The following is a 22,016-nucleotide window of genomic DNA, read 5'->3' on the forward strand; positions in this document are numbered from 1 at the left end:
CCTCGTACCACCACCGAGTGGGCGATGTACCCGCCCCCTCACCGGGTTCCCGCGCCGGATCAGTGCGTTGCAGCCGACCGCCGATGAGACGGCTCGCCACACACACGATGGCGGCAACCACGGCGGGGCCGAGGCTCGCCCGCAGCAGACCCATGCCGCGGGAGACGTGGGTGGCGACCGTGCCCGGGGCTCTGCCCATGAGGGTCGCAGCCTCGCCCTGGGTACAGTCCAGCGCTTTCGTCACCCATACCGAAGTGCGCTGCGCGAGAGACAGCCCGGCCAGGGCCTGCTCGATGGCACAGCGGTTGGCGACCAATGCGGAGAAGTCCGCGCACTCCACTGGGTCGAAGCGCAAAGGGTCGGCCGCACGATGGGCTTCGATTCGCCTGTGATCAGCCTGCTTTCGGGCCCGGTTGGCCACCTCGGTGCGGATCACCACACGCAGGTAGCTGATCGGATGCTCGATGGATGCCGGATTGCGCAGGGCCGTGGCGAAGGCGCTCTGCACGATGTCCTCGGCCGAGACAACCGACTCCGGCACGCCGCGAGCAAGGAGCGCCTGCCGAGCGGTCGCCGTCAGACTGCCCCGGTACTTCTCGTACAGAGCGCCCAAGGCCTCAGCGGTCACCGCCTCCCGCTCAGCCATTGCCTTCCTCCCGGTTCCGGTGCCCGTCCGACGAGTCGCTCGGACCTGCCGACCGGGCCCGGATGATCTCGGCCCGGGCCAAGGACCGGTTGCGACGTGCCACGCTGTCGAGCCAGCCCTTGATTGCAGGGGCCAGAGGGGCGACCACGGACAAGAGTGCAGCAGTGAGCTCCACCGTCCAACCTCCCTTGCGATGTGGGCCATTGGCGCCCGGGAGGCGCGGTGGCCGTTCACAGAAGAGAGGTACGGGCACGGCGTTCTCATGACATGCCGTCCAAGATCTTTCGATCGCGCCGTCAGCCGTCGGTGCGGACGAAGACGGGCTTGAGGTGGTTCTCGGGTAGTGCGTCGGGGAGTTGCTCCCAGTCGAGGACGTGGGAGACGACCCGGGCGGGGTCGACCCGGCCGGAGCGGGCGAGGTCGAGGGCGTCGGGGATGTGGGCGCGGACGTTGTCGCGGGCGATGCGCAGCGTGACGCCGGTGAGGTACATGTCGAGCAGGGGCAGTTCGCCGGGGCGGAAGTGGTTGCCGGCGGACTCGCAGATCCCTTCCGGGGCAAGGGACTTGACGGTGAGAGCGAGCTGGTCGACGCGGCCGGTGGCCTCGACGGCGAGGTCGAAGCCATGGCGTACGGGCTCGATCGCCTCGGCCGTACGGGCGCCGTAGCTCTCGGCGATCCGGCGGTGTTCGGGGTCCGGGTCGACGTACAGGACGTCGGAGGCGCCGAGTGCGCGGGCGATGTCGCACACATACAGGCCGATGCTGCCGCGGGCGACGACCAGGACCCGGGCCCCGGGCCTGTTCTTCAGATGGGGTGCGACCAGGCGCCAGGACAGGGACCAATTGTCGCTGGCCGAGGCCATGGCGACCGGGTCGAGGCCCGCGGGCAGGGGTACGAGCATGGCGTCCGCGAAGGGCACGCGGACCAGGTCGGAGAAGAGACCGCCCCAGCTTCCGCCGATCGGTGCGCCGTACATGGCCATGTGCGGTACGGCCGTGCAGTGGGCGGTGAGTCCGGCGCGGCAGTTGTCGCAGGTGCCGCAGTTGATGGACCAGGGGACGACCACCAGGTCGCCGGGGGCTGCGGCGGTCACCGCGTCGCCGGTCTCGACGACCCTGGCCACGCATTCATGGCCGAGGGCGAAGGGAGGGTCGATGAAGCCGTGGCCCGCCAGGATCATCGAGTCCACGTCGCAGGAGGTGGCCGCGACCGGGGCGACGATCGCCTCCTGGTCCGACTGGAGCTTGGGGTCGGGCGCCTCGCGCCACTCGACGGTGCGCTTCGCGACGTAGGTCAGTTCACGCATCGGCTCGGGGCCCCTTCGCCAGTGCCACCAGGTCGGCGTAGCGGATGACCGAGCCGCCGGCGCCCCAAGTGCCCTCAGGCTGCTCGTGCACCAGCACCCACACCCTCAGCGCGTCGTTCGGGGAGAGTCCGGCGGCGTCGAGCACGGTCTTCGTCACGTCCTCGGCCAAGCCCGCCTTGCGGCGGTCGGACAGGGCGCCCTGCGGAACGGTGACGTCCACCAGGAAGCGCGGCTCGTCGTCCTCGGCGGTGGTCCCCGCCCCTTCGGGCAGCTCGATCAGGTAGCTCCACGCCTGGGCTCGGAAGAACGCCGTGTCGGGCGCTCCCTCCCAGCGCAGCAGTACGGCGGCCAGGTCGCTCTGGACGCTCTCGCGTCCCCCTTCGGTGAGCGAACCGGCCGGAACGGTGAGCCGGATCATCGGCATGACGGAGTCTCCCTCGTCCCCTTGGGCTGTTCACACAGCCGCTCTATAACGGTCGTTATAACGGGAGGTCACGCTAGACTATGACGAGCGTTATAGCCAGAGGAGAGCACGGCCTTGACCAGACCCAGCGCGCCGTCGCGCGAGCGCATCGTGGCCGGTGCCGCCGACATGATCAGCAGGCGCGGCCTGAACGGCACCAGCATCCGTGACCTGGCCAAACACGCCAAAGCACCGCTCGGCTCGACGTACCACTACTTCCCCGAGGGCAAGCAGCAGCTGGCCACCGAGGCGGTGCGGTACGCGGATGCGGCAGTCGCCCGCATCCTGCGCAAGGAGCTGGACGCGGGCCCGGTCGCCGGGCTGCACGCCTTCCTCGCACTGTGGCGCGGCATCGTCCTCGCGAGCGACTTCCGCGCCGGCTGCCCCGTGCTGGCCGTCGCCGTCGAGGAGCCGCCTGCCGACGAGACCCCGCCCGCTCTCGTCGCCGCGGCCGAGGCATTCGACCGCTGGGAGGAGTTGCTCACCGAGGCGCTGCGCGAGCACGGCGCCGCAGCCGACCGGGCTCCCGGGCTCGCGACCCTCATCGTGGCATCCGTCGAAGGCGCCATCGCCATGTGCCGTGCCAAGCGCAGCATGAAGCCCCTGGACCAGGTCGCACAGCAGCTCGAAGCCCTGATTCTCAGTGCGCTGGACCGGGCGGCGTGACAGGCGTCCCGGCCTGAGGACTTCGGGACGCCCCACCCGGACTCAGCCCCGGCATCCCCCTCCCCGGGCAGGCCGTTCGCGGTGCGCAATCTCAAGGTGCGTGCCGCGAAGCCCGAGTTCGGGCCGGGCTGTGGACAGGCGCTCGCGTCCTGGTGAGGGTGGCTCCGCGTACCAGGAGCCGCGAAGGAGCAAATACCTCATGTGTGAATCCTCGAACGAGTGCACAGGCGCGTCGGCATCGACATCGGCGTCGACATCGACATCTCGTAGGACCCTGCTCGGCGTGGTGGCCGCGTCCGCGGCGGCCGTCACCGTGCCGCTGCTGAGCGGGGAGGCAGCCGCGGCTGCGACCTCGGACACCTCCTCCGACACGAGGCTGTCGCTCACCCTCCTCGGCACCAACTCCGGGCCGCCGCCGCTCGCGGCCCGGTACGGGATCTCGCAGGCGCTGGTGGTCAACGGCCGGACGTACGTGGTCGATTGCGGGCGGGGCGCGGTGAGCCAGTACATGCGTGCCGGGCTGTCGATGCCCTCGCTGGCGGCCGTCTTCCTCACCCACCTGCACGCCGACCATGTAGTCGACTACTACGCCTTCCCGATGCTCGCGGCCGGTGCTTCGGGCACGCAGGGCTTCCGGAGTCCGATCGACGTGTACGGCCCCGGGCCGGCGGGCATCGCTTCGACCGTCGCCGGAGCCCCCGGGCCCGTTCCCGGCACCGTCGACATGACGAGGCTGGCGGGACAGGCGTACGCCGCCGCCCCCACCTTCTTCATGACCGAGCACATCGGCATCGACCCGGCTTCCCTGCTACGGGTGCACGACGTGCTTCCGCCGGCGGGCACCGGCGCCTCCGCCGCGAACACCGTCCCCGTGATGGCGCCCTTCACGGTCATGGAGAACGACGATGTGAAGGTCACCGCCGTGCTGGTCCCGCACGGCGCGGTCTACCCCGCCTACGCGTACCGCTTCGACACCGACCACGGCAGCGTCGTCTTCTCCGGCGACACGACCCCGACGCCGAACGTCATCGGGCTCGCCCGGGGCGCCGACGTCCTGGTGCACGAGGCCCTCCACCCCGACGGGCTCGCGGCCCTCGGCCTGCCGCAGTACCTCATCGACCACATCCTGGCCACGCACACCGACGTGTCCGAACTCGGGCGGATCGCCGCCGAGTCCGGGGTGAAGACACTGGTCGCCACCCACCTCAGCCCCGGAAATCCGGCCGCCACCCCGGACGCCACCTGGCGCCGGCTCCTGCGCGACAGTGCCCGCCGCGCCGACTTCGGTGGCCGGATGATCCTGGGCGAGGACCTGATGCGCGTACCGGTGGGCCGGAGCAGCGGCACCGGCAGCCGCTGAACCGCGGCGCCCCGCCGGCCGGAGGTCAGCCGCCGATCCGCTCGTCCAGGAAGCCGGTGATGGTGCCCATGACCTTCTGGGTGGACCAGGGGATGCCCGCCTCGGGGTCGCCGAGGAAGGACATGTCGCCATGGTCGGCGCCCTTGACCACGTACCTGGTCGCGTCGACGCCCTTGGCCTTGAGGGCGTCGGCGAGGATGAGCGACTGGCCGGGGGAGATGATGTGGTCGTTGTCGCCCTGGAGCAGGATGAACGGCGCGGTCTTGGAGTTGCTGTAACTCGCCGGGTTCGCGGCCGCGTTGGCCGCCGCGTCACTGGTGACTGTCTTCTTGGAGCCCGGCCCGAAGACGTAGGCGTTGACGAAGCTGCCCGGGGCGTTGTACGCCTTCTGCGTCGCCACGTCGAGGTCGTCGGCGATCTTCGACAGGTCACCCGCCCCGAACTCGTCGACGACGGCCTGCACTTCGCTGCTCTGGTCCAGGTTGTCACCGATGTCGAACTGCTTGTCGCCGTTGGTGGTGCCCGCCATGGCCGCGAGGTATCCGCCCGCGGACTGGCCCCAGACGGCGACCTTGGTGCCGTCGATGCCGTACTCGTCGGCGTGCGCGCGGAGATAGCGGATGGCCGACTTCACGTCGGCGACCCCGTCCCTGTAGGTCGCGCCGTTGCCGATCGTGCGGTATTCGATGCTCGCCACGGCGTAGCCCTGCTCGGCGACATAGGTGCGCTGCGCGAGGTTCGCCGTCTTGTCGTCCGTGACGAAGCCGCCGCCGGTGATGTACACGACCAGGGGCTTCGCCTCGGAGCCCTTCGGCACCTGGAGGTCCAGCTTGAGGTCGGTCTTCTTCCCGCCCGTGGTCGGCGAGGAGTAGACGATGTCCTTGCGGATCGAAAGGTCTGCCTGCCCGCACTGGATCTGCGGTCCCGTCGGATCGATGACCGTGCTGGTGCTGGTGTCCGTGGCCTTCACCGTCTTGGAGAGCTGGATCGCCGCTCCCGCCGATGTTCCACCGCCCTCGGGGGCCGCGGTCGGCGTGGATTCCCGGGGGCAGGCGCCGAGCGCCGGCGAGGAAGAGCTGGATCCGGCGCTGCTCGAACCCGAGGAACAGGCGGTGAGCAGCAGCCCCAGGACAACGGCTCCGGGGACAGTGACAGTGATGGCGAGGCGGCTCCGCATGGCCATGACTCGCTCCTTCCGTGTATTCAATGTGCATCCAAGGAAACGGATATCAGGTATCCGGTTCGCTCGAAGTCTAGCAACTAAGTGGATAGATAGCATCCACTTACTGCCCTGCGGTGAACATGTCTCACTCGGGTGCGCGGCTACCATGAGTCAGCCCGATCTCCCACTGCCCGCTGCCACGGAGCGAAGCCATGACCGCCGACAAGCCCCGGCAGCCGCCCCTGCGCAGGGACGCGGAGCGCAACCGCCGGCTGATCCTGGCGGCGGCACGGGAGGTCTTCCGCGATCGCGGGGTCGCCGCGACGCTCAATGACGTCGCCCATCACGCGCATCTGGGCGTCGGCACGGTGTACCGGCGCTTCGCCAACAAGGAGGAGCTCGTCGACGCGCTCTTCGGCGACATGGTCGACACCGTCGACCGCTACCTCACCGAGGCACTGGCCGAGGAGGATGCCTGGCTGGGGCTGACGCGCTGCCTGCAGCAGGTCTGCGAAGTCCAGTCCTTCGACCGGGGCCTGCGCGAGGTCATGCTGGGCACCGGGAACGGACCGGCCCGCCAGGCACAGATACACGGGCGCTTGAATCCCGCCGTGCAGCGGCTGCTGGCGCGGGCCCAGGAGCAGGGCAAGCTCCGCGCCGATGTGGTCCCGTCCGACTTCCCGGTCCTGCAATTGATGACCGCCGCGGTCAGCGAGTTCGACGCGGGATCCGATGCCTGGCGCCGCTACCTCGCCATCCTCATCGACGGCCTTCGGGCCAGGCCGGACATCGACACGCTTCCCCCTGGAATCGCCGACTTGGAAGGCGTCGACCGGGCCCTCGTCGACGCCAGCGCACACGACGCGCGATCACGTCAGAACCCGAAACAGGACCAGGACCAGGACCAGAATCAGCGGGTCTGAGGCTGTGCGGCCTTCGGGCGGCTCTTCCTGCCGCGGCGCATCAGCGGCTCCTCGACCAGGACGTACGACAGCAGGGCCATGACGACGGTCAGCACCAGCGTCGCCGCCAGTCGCCCCTGCTCCACGCCGAGGGAGGCGAGCAGCCGCACGACCGGGTAGTGCCACAGATACATCCCGTAGCTGAGGTTGCGGCCGACCCAGGCGAGCGGTGCCACCGCCAGCAGCCGGGACAGCCGTCCGTCCGGTCGCAGTTCGAGCCCCGCCACCAGCGTGGCGGACACCACCGCCACCGCCAGGAATCCGACGGTGTACCAGACCGGCGTCCACCAGCCCGCATGTCCGGTGATCGGCACGAAGCAGGCGATCAGCAGCAGCGTGCCGAAGGCGGGCCAGGCCAGCCGTCCGGCCCACGTACGCAGCCTTCGCAGCCGGGGATCGTCCGCGCGCAGCCGGGCCAGGACCACCGCGACGAGGGCGCCGGCGAGCAGCTGGTCGGCGCGGGTGTCCGTGCCGTTGTAGATGCGGTGGGCCGCCTCGGGGTTCCACAGCACCCACCGCCACAGCACTGGGAGCACGCACACAACCGCCGTGCAGATCAGCACCGTACGGGCGCGCAGCCACCTCAGCAGGACCAGGAGCAGGAGCGGCCAAAGGAAGTAGAACTGCTCCTCGACGCCGAGCGACCAGGTGTGGCCCAGCGGCCCGGTCAGGTCGGAGTAGGTCCCGGGCTGCGCGGCCCGCACGATGTTCACCACGAACAGCGCGGCCAGTCCGGCGGCCTCCCACGAGCTGTCGAAGGACCACAGCGAGGTGGTGAGCTCCAGCACCGCGCACACCGCGCAGACCACGAGCAGGGCGGGGACCAGTCGCAGCCAGCGGCGCCGGTAGAAGCCCAGGAGGTCGAGGCCGCCCGTGCGGGCGTACTCGGCGAGCAGCAGCCGGGTGATGACGAAGCCGCTGATGGTGAAGAACACGTCCACCGCGACGGAGCCGCCCGGCAGCAGGCCCGACTCCACGTGGTAGACGATGACCATCAGCACCGCCAGGGTCCGCAGGCCGTCCAGCCCGCCCACCCGGCCGCTGCGCGCGGCCGCCGACGGAAAGCCCCTGCCCGAAGCCGAAGTCCATCTTCTGGAGGACTCCGGCGCAGGTGAATGGCCAGGTGAACGCCCCGGGGAATCCTCCTTCACCTCCCCTTCCCGGTCTCCGGTCGTCACTTGCCCGCTCGGTGCCCTGCCCATGAAGAGGATCGCCTTCCGCCTGCCCACTGCGTCGCCCGGAACAATTCGGTGTACTCAGCAACCTGTAGGTCCACAAACCGTAGAAGTGCTCGACTACCCGATTGCGCGGTGGGCAAAAGTACGGCCGATGGGTCGGTCGAGACTTCTGGGTACCGATCCGACCGTGCGCGACTGTGCCCCCTCTTCACGTCCCCTGTGTTCCCACTGTGAAAGGGGTGACGATGGACGGGAGGGCGGCAGGGCAGCTCAGTCGGCGTCCGCCCGCTCGGCCTGGGGCTGGGCCTGGGGCTGGGGCTGGGCCTGCCAGGACGCGGGGGTCGTCCGTTCCTCGGTCAGGGCCGTGGTGATCTTGCGGGCCACGAGTGGGTCGGCCGGGAGCACGTGGGAGGCGAACCAGCGGGCGGCCGACGGGTCGGGGGACGGTTCGACGAACTCCGCGCCCGCGTAGTCGTCGAGCGGCGGGTCGTAGACGTATCCGGTGACCACGCCGTGACTCACCAGACGGTCTATGAGGGCGTCGCGGTCGTGCACCAGGAGTGGAACCCGGAAGAGCGGGAGAGGGCCGTGGTCCGCCACCCGTTCGCGGAGTGCCGGGGAGGCCCAGCGGGTGTCGGCGAGGAGCGAGACACCGGCCTCGCGTCGGCTCAGGTTGCCGTCGAGAGCCGCCATCCGCAGCTCCAACTGCCCGCGCACCAGGGCTCCGTGGCGGGACCGGAAGCCGTGCAGGTCGACGCGTACCCATGGCTCGTACGCGGCGAGGCTCGGGGCCTCACGCGCGCTTTCGGCGAGCTGCGGCGCGCGCAGGGCCATGCGGTAGTCGTCGCGCTCCAGCAGCCCGAGGCGCTGCAGCGTCCGCCAGACGGGACGCACCAGGTGGAGGCCGCGTACGGTCGAACGCGCCAGCGGCCGGAGCGTCGCGGTGAGGTCGTCGCGGAGGCGGCGCGGCGCGAGGAGTTCGTCGCGCAGGGTCTCCAACTCCCGTCGGGTGCGCGCGTCTTCGACGGCGAGGAAACCGCCGGACGTCGATGCCGCGTGCTTGGACAGGCTGAACACCGCCGCCTTCCCGAACGTCCCGATCGGCTGCCCGTCCACTCGCGTGCCGATCGCGTGCGCCGCGTCCTCGAACAGGGGTATCCCCAACTCCTCGCAGCGGAGGCGCAGTTCGGCGACCCGGTCGGGCATCCCGTACAGGTTCGTGGTGAGGACGGCGTCCACGTTCCGCCAGGTCGATTCCGGTACGGCGGCCGGGTCGATGTTGCCGTCCCATGCGGACACCGGGGCCTGCACCGGTCGCAGCCCGGCCGCGAGGACGACGAAGAGGATCACGTCGTCGTTCACCGGCGACATCAGCACCCGTGCGCCCGGCCGGCACCAGCGTCGCAGCGCCAGGTACAGGGCCAGCCTTGCCGAGGGCGTGTAGACGCATTCGCGTCCGAGCCTCCGTGACATCGTCGCGGCGAGCCGCGATCCGTACGGCGTCGTCATCGTCACCTCTTCCGTTCCGTTTCACTTGCCTGTGATCCGACGGGGGTGGGGGGAGACGACGAACTAGCTCAGCGTGGGCGGGGTTCCGCTCTGGCCGAGCCCGGGCGGCCCGAGGTGCGCAGCGTGCCGGCCGTCTTCAGCAGGCGGTCCGCCGGTTCCCGCAGCGCGGGGTGGGCCAGGACCGTGTTCCGCAGGCCGCGCACCGGCCTGCGCCACAGTCGGTGCGCCGCCGCCACCGGGCTGGGGCGGGTCGCGAACCCTTCGCCGACGCGCAGCTCGCGGGTCTTGAGCCAGTCCTTGTACTCCTTGTCGCCGCGCCCCATGTCCATGAGCCGCACGCCCTGCCGGCCCGCCGCCTCGGCCATCCGGAGGTGCATGATCAACCCGGGCGAGTAGTAGCGGAGTTCGGGGTCGTACGCCGTGAACCAGGCCGCGAACACCGTGCGCGAGGTCGGGCCGAAGTGCGCGGCCACCGGCCGGTCACCGGCGTACACCACGGACAGCACGCCGGTGAAGTGCTCCTCGCGGACGTGGAACAGGTGGTCCACCAGGTCCACGATCCACGGCCGCGCGAACCGGTCCATCCGTCCCGTCCTGCGGTACTGGGCGGACTTCCACTCCATTAGTTGGTGCAGCATCTTCGGGTCGCGCTCGTCGTAGACGAACCGCATCTCGCCCAGGTCGCGCCCCAGGCGGCGTTCCTTCTTCAGCGTCGTCTTGGCCAGCCCGGGGTAGGCGCCGCGCAGCCATTCCGCGTAGCTGCCGTCGCCGACCTTGAGGTCGAGGACCGGTGAGGCGAAGGTCCCCGTGACGTATCTGCCGAACGGTCTCTGCTCCTCGACGAGGTGGTCGAACTCGAAGACGGAGAGACCGCAGGCCTTCAGCAGTTGCTGGGGGTCCCAGGTGACCCCGGGGCGGTGCACCAAGGCCTGGCAGTCGGAGAGGCCGAGGCCGATGGCCCGGCCGACGCCGAAGGCGTTGCGTTCGTACGGGAAGAAGCCGACGGCCTCACCGTTCTGGTGCAGGACCGCCACCCGCGCCCCGCTGCGGTGTCTGCCGATCCCGGCCGCGAACTCCGGTGCCAGGAACGGGTTGGCGTAGTCCGGTGACTCGTCCATCGCCCGGTGCCAGTCCTGGCACAGCGAGGCGCTCAGCTCTTCCGGTCTGTGGATCGTGATTGCCGCATCAGAAGATCGCATAGACGACCGCTCCCCCAATTCCCCCATGACGCCCATCTCCCCCATGACGCGCCCTGCGCGTCCGTCCCACCACTTCCTTGCCCCAGGGGCTCAAACGTCGCGAAAGGTACGCACCCTGTCAAGGGTGCCTGTCGTAACGGAAGTGTGCGGATCGGATGTCGCGGATGTCCTGTCTCAGAAGGCGACTTCCGCCGCGTCCGCAATCCCCCCGGTCCGTCCGGGCGCCGCCTGCTCCTGCCAGTAGAGATTGGTGTGCGCGATGACCTGGTCCGGAGGCGGTGCGCCGTACGCGGTGAGGTCCTCCGTCGTGTGGGCGTCGGCGACCAGGGTCACGTCGTACCCCCGGACGAAGGCGCCGTGGATGGTCGAGCGGATGCACGCGTCGGTCTGGGCTCCCGTGACGACCAGCCGGCCAACGCCGCGCTCGGCGAGCAGCGCTTCCAGTTCGGTGGCCTCGAAGGAGTCGCCGTAGTTCTTGTGGACGAGGGGTTCCGTGTCGCGGCGCACCAGCTCCGGCACGTAACTCCAGTTCTCGCTGTCCCGTTTGAGCTCGTCGTCGGAGTGCTGCACCCAGACCACGGGCACCTGCTCCGCGCGGGCCTTGTCGACCAGGGTGTTGATGTTCGCGATCACGCGGTCGCGGTCATGGGCGTCCGCCACCACCCCGTTCTGGACGTCGATGATGAGGAGCGCGGCGTTCGGCCGGTCGTGCAGGGTCGTCATAGGAACCTCCGACTCACCACAGTAGGCCGCCCCACTGACAGCGGCACAGGGTCACGCGGACGGCCGCACGCAACCGCCGGTTCCCGCCGGAGCCTTGGCGTTCCGCCTGACCGCACTGTGCGCTTCCTGTGAGTTCCCTGATTCTCATTCTTCCCTCAGCGCGGACTCACCGATGCCCCAGACGAGGACCGGATGGTCGCCGCTATGAACGAAACGAACGCAGGAGGCGTCCGGCGGCGGTCGGTCGAGATCGTGGTGCCGGTTCACAACGAGGCTCACGTCCTCGACGACAGCGTCAACCGTCTCCACGCCTATCTCGAAAGCTCCTTCCCGTTCCCGTTCCGGATCACCGTCGCGGACAACGCGAGTACGGACGGCACGTGGCAGGCGGCCGTCGGCCTGACGCACCGGCTTCCCCATGTGCACGCCGTCCGCCTGGACGCCAAGGGGCGCGGCCGGGCCCTGAAGTACGTGTGGAGCAGGTCGGCGGCGGATGTGGTCGCGTACATGGACGTCGATCTGTCCACGGGGCTCGACGCGTTCCTGCCGCTCGTCGCGCCCCTGCTGTCCGGTCACAGCGACATCGCCATCGGCAGCCGGCTGCACCGGCAGGCCGACGTGGTGCGCGGGCCGAAGCGGGAGTTCATCTCGCGGTCCTACAACCTGCTGCTGAAGCTGGGGCTCGCCGCCCGCTTCTCCGACGCGCAGTGCGGTTTCAAGGCCGTACGCACCGACGTCTTCCGGGCGCTCGCCCCGCACATCGAGGACAACGCCTGGTTCTTCGACACCGAACTGCTCGTGCTGGCCCAGCGCAACGGGCTGCGCGTCCACGAGGTGCCGGTCGACTGGGTCGACGATCCCGACAGCCGCGTCGACCTGGTGCGTACGGCCGTCGACGACCTCAAGGGCATGGCGCGGATGGCGAGGCGGACGGTGACCGGACGCGCCAGGGTCGCCGCCGTACCGCGCAGGGTCGGGCTCCCGCGGGTGCGGGGCGGCGCGGTGCGCGAGACCGCCGGTCACGCACCGGCCGAGTCACCCCAGGCCATACCCGCCGCCGCGAGCTCCCGATGAGCAGGCCCGGCAGGCCAGGCGGGCCCGACAGTCCAAGCGGGCCCGGCAGGCCCCTCCCGATGAGCAGCCCCGGCAGAACCACCAAGCCCAACAGCTCCACTCCCAGCCATCCCTCTCCCACCCTGGAGTGCCTGTCATGACGACCCTCGCCCCGCCGACCCGCGACGAAGGGGTCCGGCAGCACTCGCACCGGGCCGGGCCGCCCGCCGACGGCGGTGTCAAGGCCCGCACCCGCAGGCTCTTCACCGGCCCGCCCGACGATCCGCGCTGGGCCCGGCCCACCCTGTGGGCGATCCTGGTCCTGGCTGTCGGCCTGTACGCCTGGAACATCTCGTCCATCACCGGCAACACCTTCTACAACGCCGCCGTCTACAGCGGCACCAAGAGCTGGAAGGCGTTCTTCTTCGGCGCGCTGGACTCGGGCAGCTTCATCACCGTCGACAAGCCGCCGTTCGCGCTGTGGGTGATGGGCATCTCGGCCCGCGTATTCGGCTTCGGGACCTGGCAGTTGGCGCTGCCGATGGTCGCGCTGGGCACGGGATCCGTGGCGCTGTTGTACCGGATGGTCAAGCGGGACTTCGGGGCGGTGGCGGGGACGATCGCCGCGCTCGCGCTCACCCTGACCCCGATCACCGTCGCCATTACACGTGACACCAACCCGGACCCGGTCCTCGTCTTCCTGATGCTCCTCGGCGCGGCCGGGCTGATGAAGGCCGTACGGGGCGGGCGGCTGATGCCGCTGGTGTGGTCGGCGGTCGCGATCGGGTTCGCGTTCAACACGAAGATGATGCAGGCGTACGTCGTCCTGCCGGTCTTCTTCCTCGTCTACCTCTGGGCCGCCAACGCCTCACTCGGCAGGCGGATCCGCAACCTCGCCGTCGCCACGGTCGCGCTCGTCGTCTCCAGCGCCTGGTGGATGGTGGTCGTCGACCTGTGGCCCGCGTCCTCGCGCCCCTACATCGGCGGCTCGACCGACAACACCGTCTGGGACCTCGTCATCGGCTACAACGGCTTCGGCCGTATCTTCGGGGCGAGTTCCTCCACCGGCTCGGCCGGCAACGGTGCCAGCTTCGGCGGCACCGCGTCGATCTACCGCATGTTCAACGACGTCATGGGCGGCCAGATCTCCTGGCTCATCCCCTTCGCCGCGATCGCCCTCGTCGGCGGCCTTGTGCTGCGCGGGCGGGCTCCTCGTACGGACGCCAGGCGCGCGGCGCTGATGCTGTGGGGCGGCTGGTTCGTCGTGCACTATCTGACCTTCGCCCTCGCCGAGGGCACCTTCCACCCGTACTACGTCACCGCCATGGCCCCGGGCATCGCGGCCCTGGCCGGCATCGGCGGCGTGATGCTGTACCGGGCGTTCCGTGAGGGCTCGGCGGCGAAGTGGGGCTGGGTCCTGCCGCTGGCCGTCGCGAGCAGCGCCCTCTGGGCGGTCGTGCTGCTCCAGCGGGTGTCGGGCTCCGGCACCCTCTACACCGTCGCCGAAATCGTGGCCGGCCTCGCGGGCGCGGTCTCCGTGCTCGGGCTGCTCGCCGGGCGGTTCCTGAAGCGGCAGCGGCTGCTGGGCTTCGCGGCCCTCGCGGCGGTCGTGGCCCTGCTGGCCGGTCCGGCCGCGTACTCGGCCTCGGCCGCTACGACTGCTTCGAACAACGGCACCAATCCGACGGCCGGTCCGAGCACGGGCGGCGGTATGGGTGGCGGCGGAGGCGGGGGCGGCGGTGCGCCGTCCGGTGCCGGCGGCAGGACCGGCAGCGCGCCGACCGGCACCGGCGGCCAGTCCATGGGTGAGCCTCCGGCGGGCACCAACGGCTCGTCGTCCAGCGGCAGTTCGTCCTCCGAGTCCGGCACCGAGGCCTCTGGCGCCGAATCCGGTACGCAGTCCAGCGGCGGCCAGATGGGCGGCGGAGCCGGCGGCGGCACTCAGGTCTCCTCCGAGATGATCACGTACCTGGAGAAGAACCAGGACGGCGCCACCTGGCTCATCGCGGTGGCCACCGATCAGACGGCGGCCTCGATCATCCTGGAGTCCGGCCAGCCCGTCATCTCCATGGGCGGCTGGTCAGGCACCGACAACGCCATGACCCTCGCCAAGCTCAAGTCCCTGGTGAAGTCCGGCCAGTTGCACTACATCATCGTCAGCAGCGACGGCGGCCAGGGCACGGACTCGGAGATCACGGCGTGGGTCGAGGCGAACGGCACGGCCGTCAACTCCTCTGCGTACAGCTCCAGTTCCAGTTCCACCAGCTCGTCCACGTCGAGCTCGTCCACCGGCCTGTACCGCCTGGACGCCTCCGACGTCGGCTGAGCCGACCGTCCACCCCTGTGGGGCGGGCCGCCGGGAGATCTCCTTCCGGCGACCCGCCCCTTTCAGTCGCCCTCCCCCTGAAGGATCCGGGCCGTTCGGGCGTCGAGTTCGGTACGGAAGCGGAGGGCACGCTCGGCGTGGGCGAGGCGGTAGTCGTGCTCGAGGTGCTCCATGCGGTCGGTCGTGTCCAGCTTCGTACGGTGCCGCTGCACCTCGTACTCCATGGTGGCGCAGGCGTGCTGGACCTGGAGGTCGTCGGCGTGCAGTCGACGGCTCGCTTCGAAGCGTGCGGTGATCAGGCGGTCGTAGGTCGTGGATCCGCTCATGAGCTTGGCCAGGATGGGCATGGCGTCGACGACGAGGAGCAGGAGGTGCAGCACGAGGGCCACGGAACCGGCGTACCAGTCGGACCAGGCGACGGCCTTGAGCGCGTGCGCCCTGGTCAGGATCCCGTCGTCGTCGAGGTCGGTCTCCCGCTGCCGCGTCTTGTCGTCGATGGCGCGCTGCAGAGCAGGCTGGTAGGCCTCGGCGGCCGTGTCCTTCTTCCCGGCCAGGGTGTGGCCCGCCGCCACCAGCGCCGCCAGGTCGCTCTCGTACTTCTTGATCTCGCTGGTCGTGCGGTAGGCCGAGGAGTCCGCGCGGGCGCGCTCGCACGTCTGGCTGACGTCGGCGTAGCCGCCCCACCAGATCCATTTGTCGCGGGCGCACTCGCGCTGCTCGGTGGCCATCTTGCCGTTCAGGGTCTTGTTGATCGAGTCGACCTGAGTCCGCATGGCCTTCGTCCGGGCGGTGTTGCTCTTGATCTGCTCGCCCAGTTCGACCGGCGATCCCGGCACCTTCAGCTGGTAGTCCCCGCATTCGGGGCGGTCGGTGGTCCGCTCACCGTCGCTGGGGTTGCAGTCCACGAGCATGCCCCGGTAGTCCGCGACGTTCCGCTCGTTGCCGACCGCGATCTCCTGCCGGATCTCCCTGTCGAAGATCTGGAAGAGGAGCGGTTCGGCGATGAAGATGCCGAGGAGCGCGGAGAGCGCCAACCGGGGCAGCAGCACCCGCAGGGGACTCTTGGCCGCCGTCAGCGCACCGTGGGTGCTGGACACCAGCCAGCTGTCCAGCGCGAGGATCAGCCAGAGCCAGACCCCGGCCACCACGAGCACGGCGGGAAGCGGAAGGTCGGGCCGGATGGTGGCGAGCGCGACGGCCATGGAGGCTCCGGCGAGCAACGCGGTGTTGACGACGATGACGCCGTACCAGGTGTAGCGGGGGCGTTCCTCCGGCACCCAGTCCAGTACGTCCTCACGGATGCCGATCACCCGGCGCATCCGGACCGCGGGGCCCGAGTCGGGACGCTCCGGGCGGAAGGGCACCGTCATCTCGGAGAGCGGAGCACGGTCGGCGGGGTGGACCGGCAGATCAGTGGCCAATGTGCGCCTCCATGTCACCGGTGCCGAGGTCGAGGTCGCTGTCGTCGCCGCCGTCCGGGTCCGGATCCAGGTGCTTGTCGCTCTCGTGATCCGCCTCGGCGTCGACCACGTCGGTGTCCGTGGGCCGCTTGTCGAGCCTTTCCGCCGACGCCGTCTGTACTGCCGCGCCCTGGGCGAGTGCCTGGGGGCCGTACTGGGGGATCTCCCCCACGCTGTTGATGAAGGCGCCCGGGTCGACGATGGTGTTGTCGACCAGGCCGCGGTCGATGAGCCGCTTGCCGATGTCGTGGTTGACCACCAGGCGCCGCTCCGCCCACTCGCGCTGCTCCTTGCTCAGCTGCTGCGCGTCCTGTCGCCGCTCCTGGTGTTCGCGCAGCTTGTCGTCGCGCTCCTGCTCCCAGCGGCGGGACTCCTCCTTCCGCCCGGCGGCCGTCTCCTCGCGCCGGTCCGCACGCGCCAACTCCTTGTACTTGTCCTCCCGTTCGACCTGCCAGCGCTGATCGTCCCGTTCGAGGGTGGCCCGCCGCTCCAGGTATTCCCGCTCAAGCTTCGTCAGGGCGTCCGCCCGGTCGACGCGACGTGCCTCGGCCGCGCGCAGCCTGTCGGCGAGCGTGTCGGCGGAGATGTCCCCGTTGCGGTAGGCGTTGAAGTCGGCGGCGATGGGGTCGTTGCCGATGAGCCTGAGGTCCTCGGCCATCTCGTTCCGGACGAACCCGTTCTGCTGCGCCTTGAGCATGAGGTCGTGGTCCTGCCCCTCGGCGCTGACGACGTGCTCGTAGCGCGTGCGCAGACTCTCGTACTCCTGACGGTTGCGCTCCTTGCGCAGCGCCTCCTCACGCCGGATCTCCTCGCGTACGCGCTCCTCCTCGGCAAGGGCCAGGGCCTGTTCCCGCTCAAGCTCCTCCCGGAGGCGTTGCTTCTCCCGGACGCGCCTGGCCTCCTCGACCTCGCGTACGTGCGCGGCGAGTTCCTCGGGCGTGAAGACCTCCACCGCGCGGGGGTACGCCTTCAGGCCCGAGACGACATGCGGCCGCATCTCCTGGTACGCGGTGAGTCGTGCGTCGATACGGCGGCGCACGACGGCAGAGTCGACGATCGGCAGGTCGCCGCCCTGCTCGGCGAGGCCCGGGACCGAGCGGAGAAAGTCCAGGAGCAGGGCCTCCACATCGGTGACCCCGTCCCGTACGACCGTGCGCGCGTCCGAGACCGTGCAGTGGAAGGTCGTCCGCACGGTGAAGTCGCCCGCCTCCGCGGAGGGGATGCGCATCTCCACGACGACGGGCACGCCGACGCTCCGGTCGACGACCGTGACCGAGCTCGCGGCGACCACCACGGGGTCGTCGGGACGCAGCCCGCCGTGGTCCTCGATGTACTCCTCGCCGACCCTGAAGATCCGCACCTCGTGCGCGGCCAGCAGCGGCAGATCGTCCTCGCCCCTGATGGGGCGCTTCTTGAACCACCCGCCGCCTTGCTGCGGCCGCCCGTACTCCCGCTGTTCGACGAGCGGGTAACTCTCAGCCATATGTGTCAGTCCTCTGTGCTCAGTACGGTGGTGAGGAAGGTGTCGATGAGTGCCGCGGTGGTGCTGCCCGAGCGGACCGCGGCGGGGCGCAGGGCCGCGGCCAGGAGTCGGCGTTCGTCCGGCGGGAGCGCGGCGCCCACGCTGCGGCCGAACTGTCCGGCGGTGGTCCGGGGCTCCTCGCCCACGGCCGACAGCGTGCGCAGGGTGTCGTACAGAGCCCGCAGCGCCAAGGTCCGCCGCGGCCGGTTGCACAGCAGGCCTGCCCACAACTCCCCGAGCCTGCCTATCAGTTGGGGCTGTCGCTCCATCAGAGTGGCGCCCACGGGCTGCCCCGTACGCAGGTCGCCCACCGTCAGAACGGCCAGGACGGCGTCGAAGGTGTTCTCCCTCAGCTGGGTGGCCACGTTGGTCCTGCGCTGGACACCCAGCCGGTGCGCCAGGGCCCGGAAGACCACGCCCGCGTCCTCCCGGCACTCCGCGAGCACGGCGACGAGATCGGCCAGGGCGAACATCGCCTCCTTGGACTGGCCGCTCCGCCGACTGATCAGATGCCACAGCAGCTTCACGGCGTCGGTGGGGAAGCGAACCCCCAGTTCCCCGCCGAACGCGGCCGCCGCCGTCGAACGCAGCCCAGGGTCGCGGGACAGGACCCAACTACGGGCGAGAGCAAGAGCGGTGGCGTCGAGGTTCTCGTCCAGGCACATCCAGCACAGGACCAGGGTGGCCATGGACTGTCCGGCCGGGCCCGCCTCGCCGCGTGCCCAGGGCTCCAGATAGGACTCGGCGACCTCGTCGAAGGCGGGCCTGGCGAGCAGGGCCAGACCGGAGGCGACGGACAGGTGCGGGCCGGTTCCGGGATCGGTCAGGATGATCTCGGTCAGCCAGTCCTGTACGCCGTCCCAGTACGACTTCGAGTGGTTCGTCCACAGCTCCTCCAGGACCCACTGGCGGTACTGCGGATTCGGGAAGACAAGCACGGTCCGGGTGAGCGCGCCGTGCTTCTGCTCCTCGGTGGCGGCCAGCCGGTTGCGGGCCAGGGAACGCCGACGGTCGACGGCGGGCTGGAGCGCGGCCGATTGGACCTCATCAGGCTGCACCGGCTTCGGGAAGGCCGGCGCGATACGCGGCTCCAGCCGTTCCTGCCACGACTCGAACTCGCGGTACCCGGTGCCGATGGTGAAGGCGAGCACCGTCACCTCGGCGGTCTCCTGGAGCGAGCGGTCGACAGCGAACCAGTCGCGCACGGGCTGCGCCGCGCTGCTTCCGTATTCCTTCCAGACCCCGGCGGGGTCGGCACCCCGCGCGATCCGCGCCGCCGCGGCGGTCACCTCGGCGATCAGGCACTCGGCGGGCAACAGATCGACGGCCTCCTCGACGACGGTTTCGGCACAGCCCGCCTTCCGCAACCGCAGCCGCAGCACGTCCGCCAGGTCAGGTGCGCGCCAGGGCACATGGCGTACGGACTCGGGGGACTTCCCCGCGATGGTGTGCACGGTGGTGACCACCAGGTGCGCGCCCTGCTCGCGCACCGCGTCCCGTACACGCCTCCAGTCGAAGTCCGCGGTCCCGGACGAGCCCTCGTTCATCCGGTCGAGCAGCACATAACCGACGCCCTTCTCGAAGGCGGGGCGGCCCGTGGCGAGTTCATCCAGGCTCCGGCCCGGCGAGAGCACCACGTACTCCGTACCGTCGGCGACCGCGTTGAGAAGGGCCACGGCGCCCGAGCGCTTGCCCACTCCGGACGGCCCGACCAGCACCACCACGCTGTCCCGGTCGAGGGCAGCCACCGCCTCGTCGAATCGGCGCGGTTCGACGTACGACTCCAGGATCGCGTCCGCCTCGCCGGCGTCGAGCCGTCCGACGGCCGTACGGCGGGCGTTCGGGGTGTCCGCGCCGCCGTGGCCGCCGATGCCGAAGTGAGCCTGACGGGCGTCGAGGGCGCCGAGGAAGTACTGGTTGACGTTGTTGTGGGGCGCGTTGTTGTGGGGCGCGTTGTTGTGGGGCGCCGGATTCGGCCGGTCGGTGCCGGGCTGTCCGGGCGGAGGCGTGTCGTCGCGGGTGCCTGCGCCCTCCGCCTCGGCGGCGCCGGGTCCGGGTCCGGGCCGCTCGTCTTCGGACCTCTTGTCTTCGGACCTCTCGTTTCCGGGCTGTTCCTCTCCGGCCGCGCCCTCGGGTTGTTCCTGCTCCGGAGGTTCTTCGCGCTGTTCCTGGTTCATCCTCTGCCGTCGATCGGGGGCTACTTGGAGATTCCGAAGACGGCACCTTCGGCGTTCACGGTTCCGTGGAAGTTCTGAACGACCGTGTCCGACTGAGTAGTTGGAGCACTCTGGGGGCGCGCGGCTACTGATTCACCACCCCCGGCAGCGCCCGCGCCCCCCTCGGGCTCCGAAGCACCCCCCGAGCCGCCCTGCAGCGAGAGCCCCCGCACGTCATGTCCGGGCACCCAGATCCAGGCCCGCCCCACGTACTCCTTCTCATCGATCCGTACCTGGAGGAACTCCTGTGACCGGATGGTGGTGTACGCCTCGCGGACCACATCGTTGAAGACGGTGGCCGAGACCGCCACGGCCAGGCAGGCGTCCGGCGCCGCGGCCAGGGCGGACTTCAGCACCGCGCTGTCGCAGATCCGGCCGATCTCGACCGGCGCCCTGCCGGCGAACCCGTTGGCCGCGGGTGACGCCGTACCGAAGTGCACGGCTGCCCTGAGCCGCAGCCACGCCGCGGGCACCCGGCCGTGGTTGAAAGCCCGCAGGCCGGCGTCGAGGTTGCGCATGAACGTGTCGACGAGAGCCGGTTCCGAGGCACCCTCGGGCAGCACCGCGAACACCGAGTCCCCGGCCTCCTGCGTCGCCCACCGCTCTCGTTCCAGCCCGGCCGCGTCGGCCGCCTGCCCCAGCAGTCGCTGAATCGCCTCCTGCAACTGCGTCTGCGTCAGTACGTCAACGCCGCCGTACCCCTTCGCGTCGACCGCCAGCAGCAGTCTGCGTCCGAACGTTCCCATGGCGCCCGGTCCGCCCGCACCGTTCATCGTCATGACATCCCTCGTGTCCGTACTCAATTACGTTCAAGGCACTGTTCGTGGGTACCGGCGTCCGCTCCCCCAGAGGCGGACGCCGGTACACGCCAGTCGTACACGCCCCGCGCGGGCCGGACCCCGTGGAAGTACGGGATGCAGCAAGATGCGGGAATCCATAGAAGTGACTGGTTCGTATACCGGAGCAGGTCCTTACTGGAGGGGTCGCGCCCGCCGACCCCAGGAAGGACCCGTATGCCGCCCAGCGGTGCCACGCCCGACAACCGTCCCGCGCAGTACATGTTCACTGCCCTTCAGACCACCCATCAGCACGCGGACACCAAGGCCGGGATCCTGGCGGCCGCGCAGGCGGCACTGGTCGGCACGGCGGACTCATGGAGCCGACAGGCCCTGCACGCCGTGGAGCGGGGCGGGACGGCGGGCGCGCTGGCCGGGACGCTGTTCGCGCTGTTCGTCTGCGGGATGTTCGGTGGCGCGGTATGTCTGGCGGCGACGCTTCGGCCTCGTGTGCTGCACCCTTCCGGCGCCAACAGATACAGCTTCGTCCACCTCTCCGCCGGCCCGGACATCCTGCCCGCCGAAAACCCGGGCGGCGCCGACGAGACCGTGGACCGGCGGGAGTTGTCGCAGACGGTCAGGTTCCTGGCCCGCGTCGCGCTGCGGAAGTACCGGTTCCTCACCGGCGCCGTGGTGTGCACGACCGTGATGGGCGCCAGCGCCGGACTGTTCGTGGTCCTGCGGCCGGCACTGACCTGACGCCGCCCAGGTGCTGGGCGGACTGCCTCACTCCTCGTGCGCCAGATCGGCCACCTGCCGGAGCCTGGACAGGTCGCAGATGGTCGTGGACCGGTACCCGGTCTCCAGCAGACCGTCCTCGCGCAGTTCGCGCAGCCCCTTGTGGATCGTCGTCTCCGCGGCTCCGGTCAGCGCGGCCATCTCCGGCTGTGTCAGCCGGCAGCCGATGACCACACCGCTCTCCCCCGTACGCCCGTACGCGGTGGCCAGTTCCACCAGGAGCCGGGCCAGCCGCACTTTGGCCGGATAGCCCCGGAAGTCCAGCCGCCGCCGGTTGGCCCACCGCAACCGGTCCGAGACGATGCCCGTCAGCGCCATGGCCACCTCCGGGCGCCGGGTCAACAGGCCGTGCAGGACGCCGTGTTGCAGCAGACGCACGGTCATCGAGCCGCACGCCGTCACCGTGGCCGAGCGCGGCGCCCCGTCCATCGCCGCCATCTCCCCGACCGTGTCCCCTCCAACACGAACTGCCAACAGGGATGTCTCACCGTTCTCCACCGTCGCGGTCACCTTGGCGAACCCGGAGAGAAGCAACAGGACGTGCCGGTCCCGCGCGCCCTCGCTCAGCAGCACCTCCCCCGCCTCGAACCGTGTCTCGACGCCCAGACCGAGCAGTTCCTGTCGCGCCACCGGCGGCAGCACACCCAGCAGGCTGCGCGAGGGCCACTCCTCGGAGTTGTGCGACACGGT

The 22,016-nt window shown here is 70.3% G+C and carries 18 protein-coding genes and 1 pseudogene; 6 read left to right on the forward strand and 13 right to left on the reverse strand.

Annotated features, from left to right (window positions below; all coding sequences use genetic code 11):
* Positions 1-163: 163 nt before the first annotated feature.
* The 3 genes and pseudogenes from OG219_RS48165 to OG219_RS20850 all read right to left on the reverse strand — a co-directional run.
* A pseudogene (locus OG219_RS48165) lies at positions 164-910 on the reverse strand (RNA polymerase sigma factor); the annotation flags it as partial.
* Between the two features lie 32 nt (positions 911-942).
* The gene (locus OG219_RS20845) at positions 943-1,953 is read right to left on the reverse strand and encodes a zinc-binding dehydrogenase (RefSeq protein ID WP_266828619.1); all 1,011 of its coding nucleotides are present in this window, start codon (positions 1,951-1,953) and stop codon (positions 943-945) included.
* Positions 1,946-2,377 carry a tautomerase family protein gene (locus tag OG219_RS20850; protein WP_266828621.1) on the reverse strand — a complete coding sequence of 144 codons (432 nt, stop codon included), beginning with the start codon at positions 2,375-2,377 and terminating at the stop codon, positions 1,946-1,948. Before OG219_RS20850 ends, OG219_RS20845 begins: the two co-directional genes overlap by 8 nt.
* A 114-nt stretch (positions 2,378-2,491) precedes the next feature.
* On the opposite strand from OG219_RS20850, the gene OG219_RS20855 reads away from it, so the two are divergent.
* Positions 2,492-3,082, forward strand: coding sequence for a TetR/AcrR family transcriptional regulator (locus tag OG219_RS20855; RefSeq protein WP_266828623.1), 591 nt, complete (start codon positions 2,492-2,494; stop codon positions 3,080-3,082).
* A gap of 283 nt (positions 3,083-3,365) precedes the next feature.
* Complete coding sequence (locus OG219_RS20860; RefSeq protein WP_266828625.1) at positions 3,366-4,442, forward strand: MBL fold metallo-hydrolase; 1,077 nt, start codon at positions 3,366-3,368, stop codon at positions 4,440-4,442.
* 25 nt (positions 4,443-4,467) lie between these two features.
* Here OG219_RS20860 and OG219_RS20865 read toward each other — a convergent pair whose 3' ends face one another.
* Positions 4,468-5,625 (reverse strand): alpha/beta hydrolase, encoded by a 1,158-nt coding sequence (locus tag OG219_RS20865; RefSeq protein ID WP_266828627.1) that lies wholly within the window; start codon positions 5,623-5,625, stop codon positions 4,468-4,470.
* Positions 5,626-5,816: 191 nt separating this feature from the next.
* Here OG219_RS20865 and OG219_RS20870 point away from each other — a divergent pair, with 191 nt between their 5' ends.
* Positions 5,817-6,527 carry a TetR/AcrR family transcriptional regulator gene (locus tag OG219_RS20870; protein WP_266828629.1) on the forward strand — a complete coding sequence of 237 codons (711 nt, stop codon included), beginning with the start codon at positions 5,817-5,819 and terminating at the stop codon, positions 6,525-6,527.
* Here the strand turns inward: OG219_RS20870 and OG219_RS20875 are convergent.
* From OG219_RS20875 to OG219_RS20890, 4 genes are all read right to left on the reverse strand, one after another.
* Positions 6,515-7,600 (reverse strand): acyltransferase, encoded by a 1,086-nt coding sequence (locus OG219_RS20875; protein ID WP_266828631.1) that lies wholly within the window; start codon positions 7,598-7,600, stop codon positions 6,515-6,517. The genes OG219_RS20870 and OG219_RS20875 overlap by 13 nt on opposite strands.
* 414 nt (positions 7,601-8,014) lie before the next feature.
* On the reverse strand, positions 8,015-9,253 hold the full coding sequence (locus OG219_RS20880; RefSeq protein ID WP_266828633.1) for a DegT/DnrJ/EryC1/StrS family aminotransferase: 1,239 nt from the start codon (positions 9,251-9,253) through the stop codon (positions 8,015-8,017).
* A 68-nt stretch (positions 9,254-9,321) separates the two neighbouring features.
* Positions 9,322-10,452 carry a GNAT family N-acetyltransferase gene (locus tag OG219_RS20885; protein ID WP_266828635.1) on the reverse strand — a complete coding sequence of 377 codons (1,131 nt, stop codon included), beginning with the start codon at positions 10,450-10,452 and terminating at the stop codon, positions 9,322-9,324.
* 174 nt (positions 10,453-10,626) lie between these two features.
* The gene (locus OG219_RS20890; RefSeq protein WP_266828637.1) at positions 10,627-11,175 is read right to left on the reverse strand and encodes an isochorismatase family protein; all 549 of its coding nucleotides are present in this window, start codon (positions 11,173-11,175) and stop codon (positions 10,627-10,629) included.
* A 204-nt stretch (positions 11,176-11,379) separates the two neighbouring features.
* Between OG219_RS20890 and OG219_RS20895 the strand changes: the two genes are divergently transcribed.
* The gene (locus tag OG219_RS20895; RefSeq protein ID WP_266828639.1) at positions 11,380-12,249 is read left to right on the forward strand and encodes a dolichyl-phosphate beta-glucosyltransferase; all 870 of its coding nucleotides are present in this window, start codon (positions 11,380-11,382) and stop codon (positions 12,247-12,249) included.
* Between the two features lie 136 nt (positions 12,250-12,385).
* On the forward strand, positions 12,386-14,554 hold the full coding sequence (locus OG219_RS20900; RefSeq protein WP_266828641.1) for a glycosyltransferase family 39 protein: 2,169 nt from the start codon (positions 12,386-12,388) through the stop codon (positions 14,552-14,554).
* A gap of 62 nt (positions 14,555-14,616) precedes the next feature.
* Here the strand turns inward: OG219_RS20900 and OG219_RS20905 are convergent, their stop codons facing one another.
* From OG219_RS20905 to OG219_RS20920, 4 genes are read right to left on the reverse strand one after another with little or no spacing between them, the layout of a single operon-like run.
* Positions 14,617-15,975 carry a DUF4407 domain-containing protein gene (locus OG219_RS20905; protein WP_266828643.1) on the reverse strand — a complete coding sequence of 453 codons (1,359 nt, stop codon included), beginning with the start codon at positions 15,973-15,975 and terminating at the stop codon, positions 14,617-14,619.
* Complete coding sequence (locus OG219_RS20910; RefSeq protein ID WP_266828645.1) at positions 15,965-17,497, reverse strand: hypothetical protein; 1,533 nt, start codon at positions 17,495-17,497, stop codon at positions 15,965-15,967. The genes OG219_RS20905 and OG219_RS20910 overlap by 11 nt, the downstream gene beginning before the upstream one ends.
* 5 nt (positions 17,498-17,502) lie before the next feature.
* A complete protein-coding gene (locus tag OG219_RS20915) occupies positions 17,503-19,713 on the reverse strand; it encodes a hypothetical protein (protein ID WP_266828647.1) in 2,211 nt (736 codons plus the stop codon).
* Between the two features lie 20 nt (positions 19,714-19,733).
* The gene (locus OG219_RS20920; RefSeq protein WP_266828649.1) at positions 19,734-20,531 is read right to left on the reverse strand and encodes a hypothetical protein; all 798 of its coding nucleotides are present in this window, start codon (positions 20,529-20,531) and stop codon (positions 19,734-19,736) included.
* Positions 20,532-20,765: 234 nt separating this feature from the next.
* On the opposite strand from OG219_RS20920, the gene OG219_RS20925 reads away from it, so the two are divergent.
* Positions 20,766-21,287: a hypothetical protein gene (locus tag OG219_RS20925; protein WP_266828651.1), complete on the forward strand. Its 522-nt coding sequence runs from the start codon at positions 20,766-20,768 to the stop codon at positions 21,285-21,287.
* A gap of 27 nt (positions 21,288-21,314) precedes the next feature.
* Here OG219_RS20925 and OG219_RS20930 read toward each other — a convergent pair whose 3' ends face one another.
* On the reverse strand, positions 21,315-22,013 hold the full coding sequence (locus OG219_RS20930) for a Crp/Fnr family transcriptional regulator (RefSeq protein ID WP_266828653.1): 699 nt from the start codon (positions 22,011-22,013) through the stop codon (positions 21,315-21,317).
* Between the last annotated feature and the right edge of the window lie 3 nt (positions 22,014-22,016).

Source organism: Streptomyces sp. NBC_00038, from assembly GCF_026343635.1.
Taxonomy (GTDB): domain Bacteria; phylum Actinomycetota; class Actinomycetes; order Streptomycetales; family Streptomycetaceae; genus Streptomyces.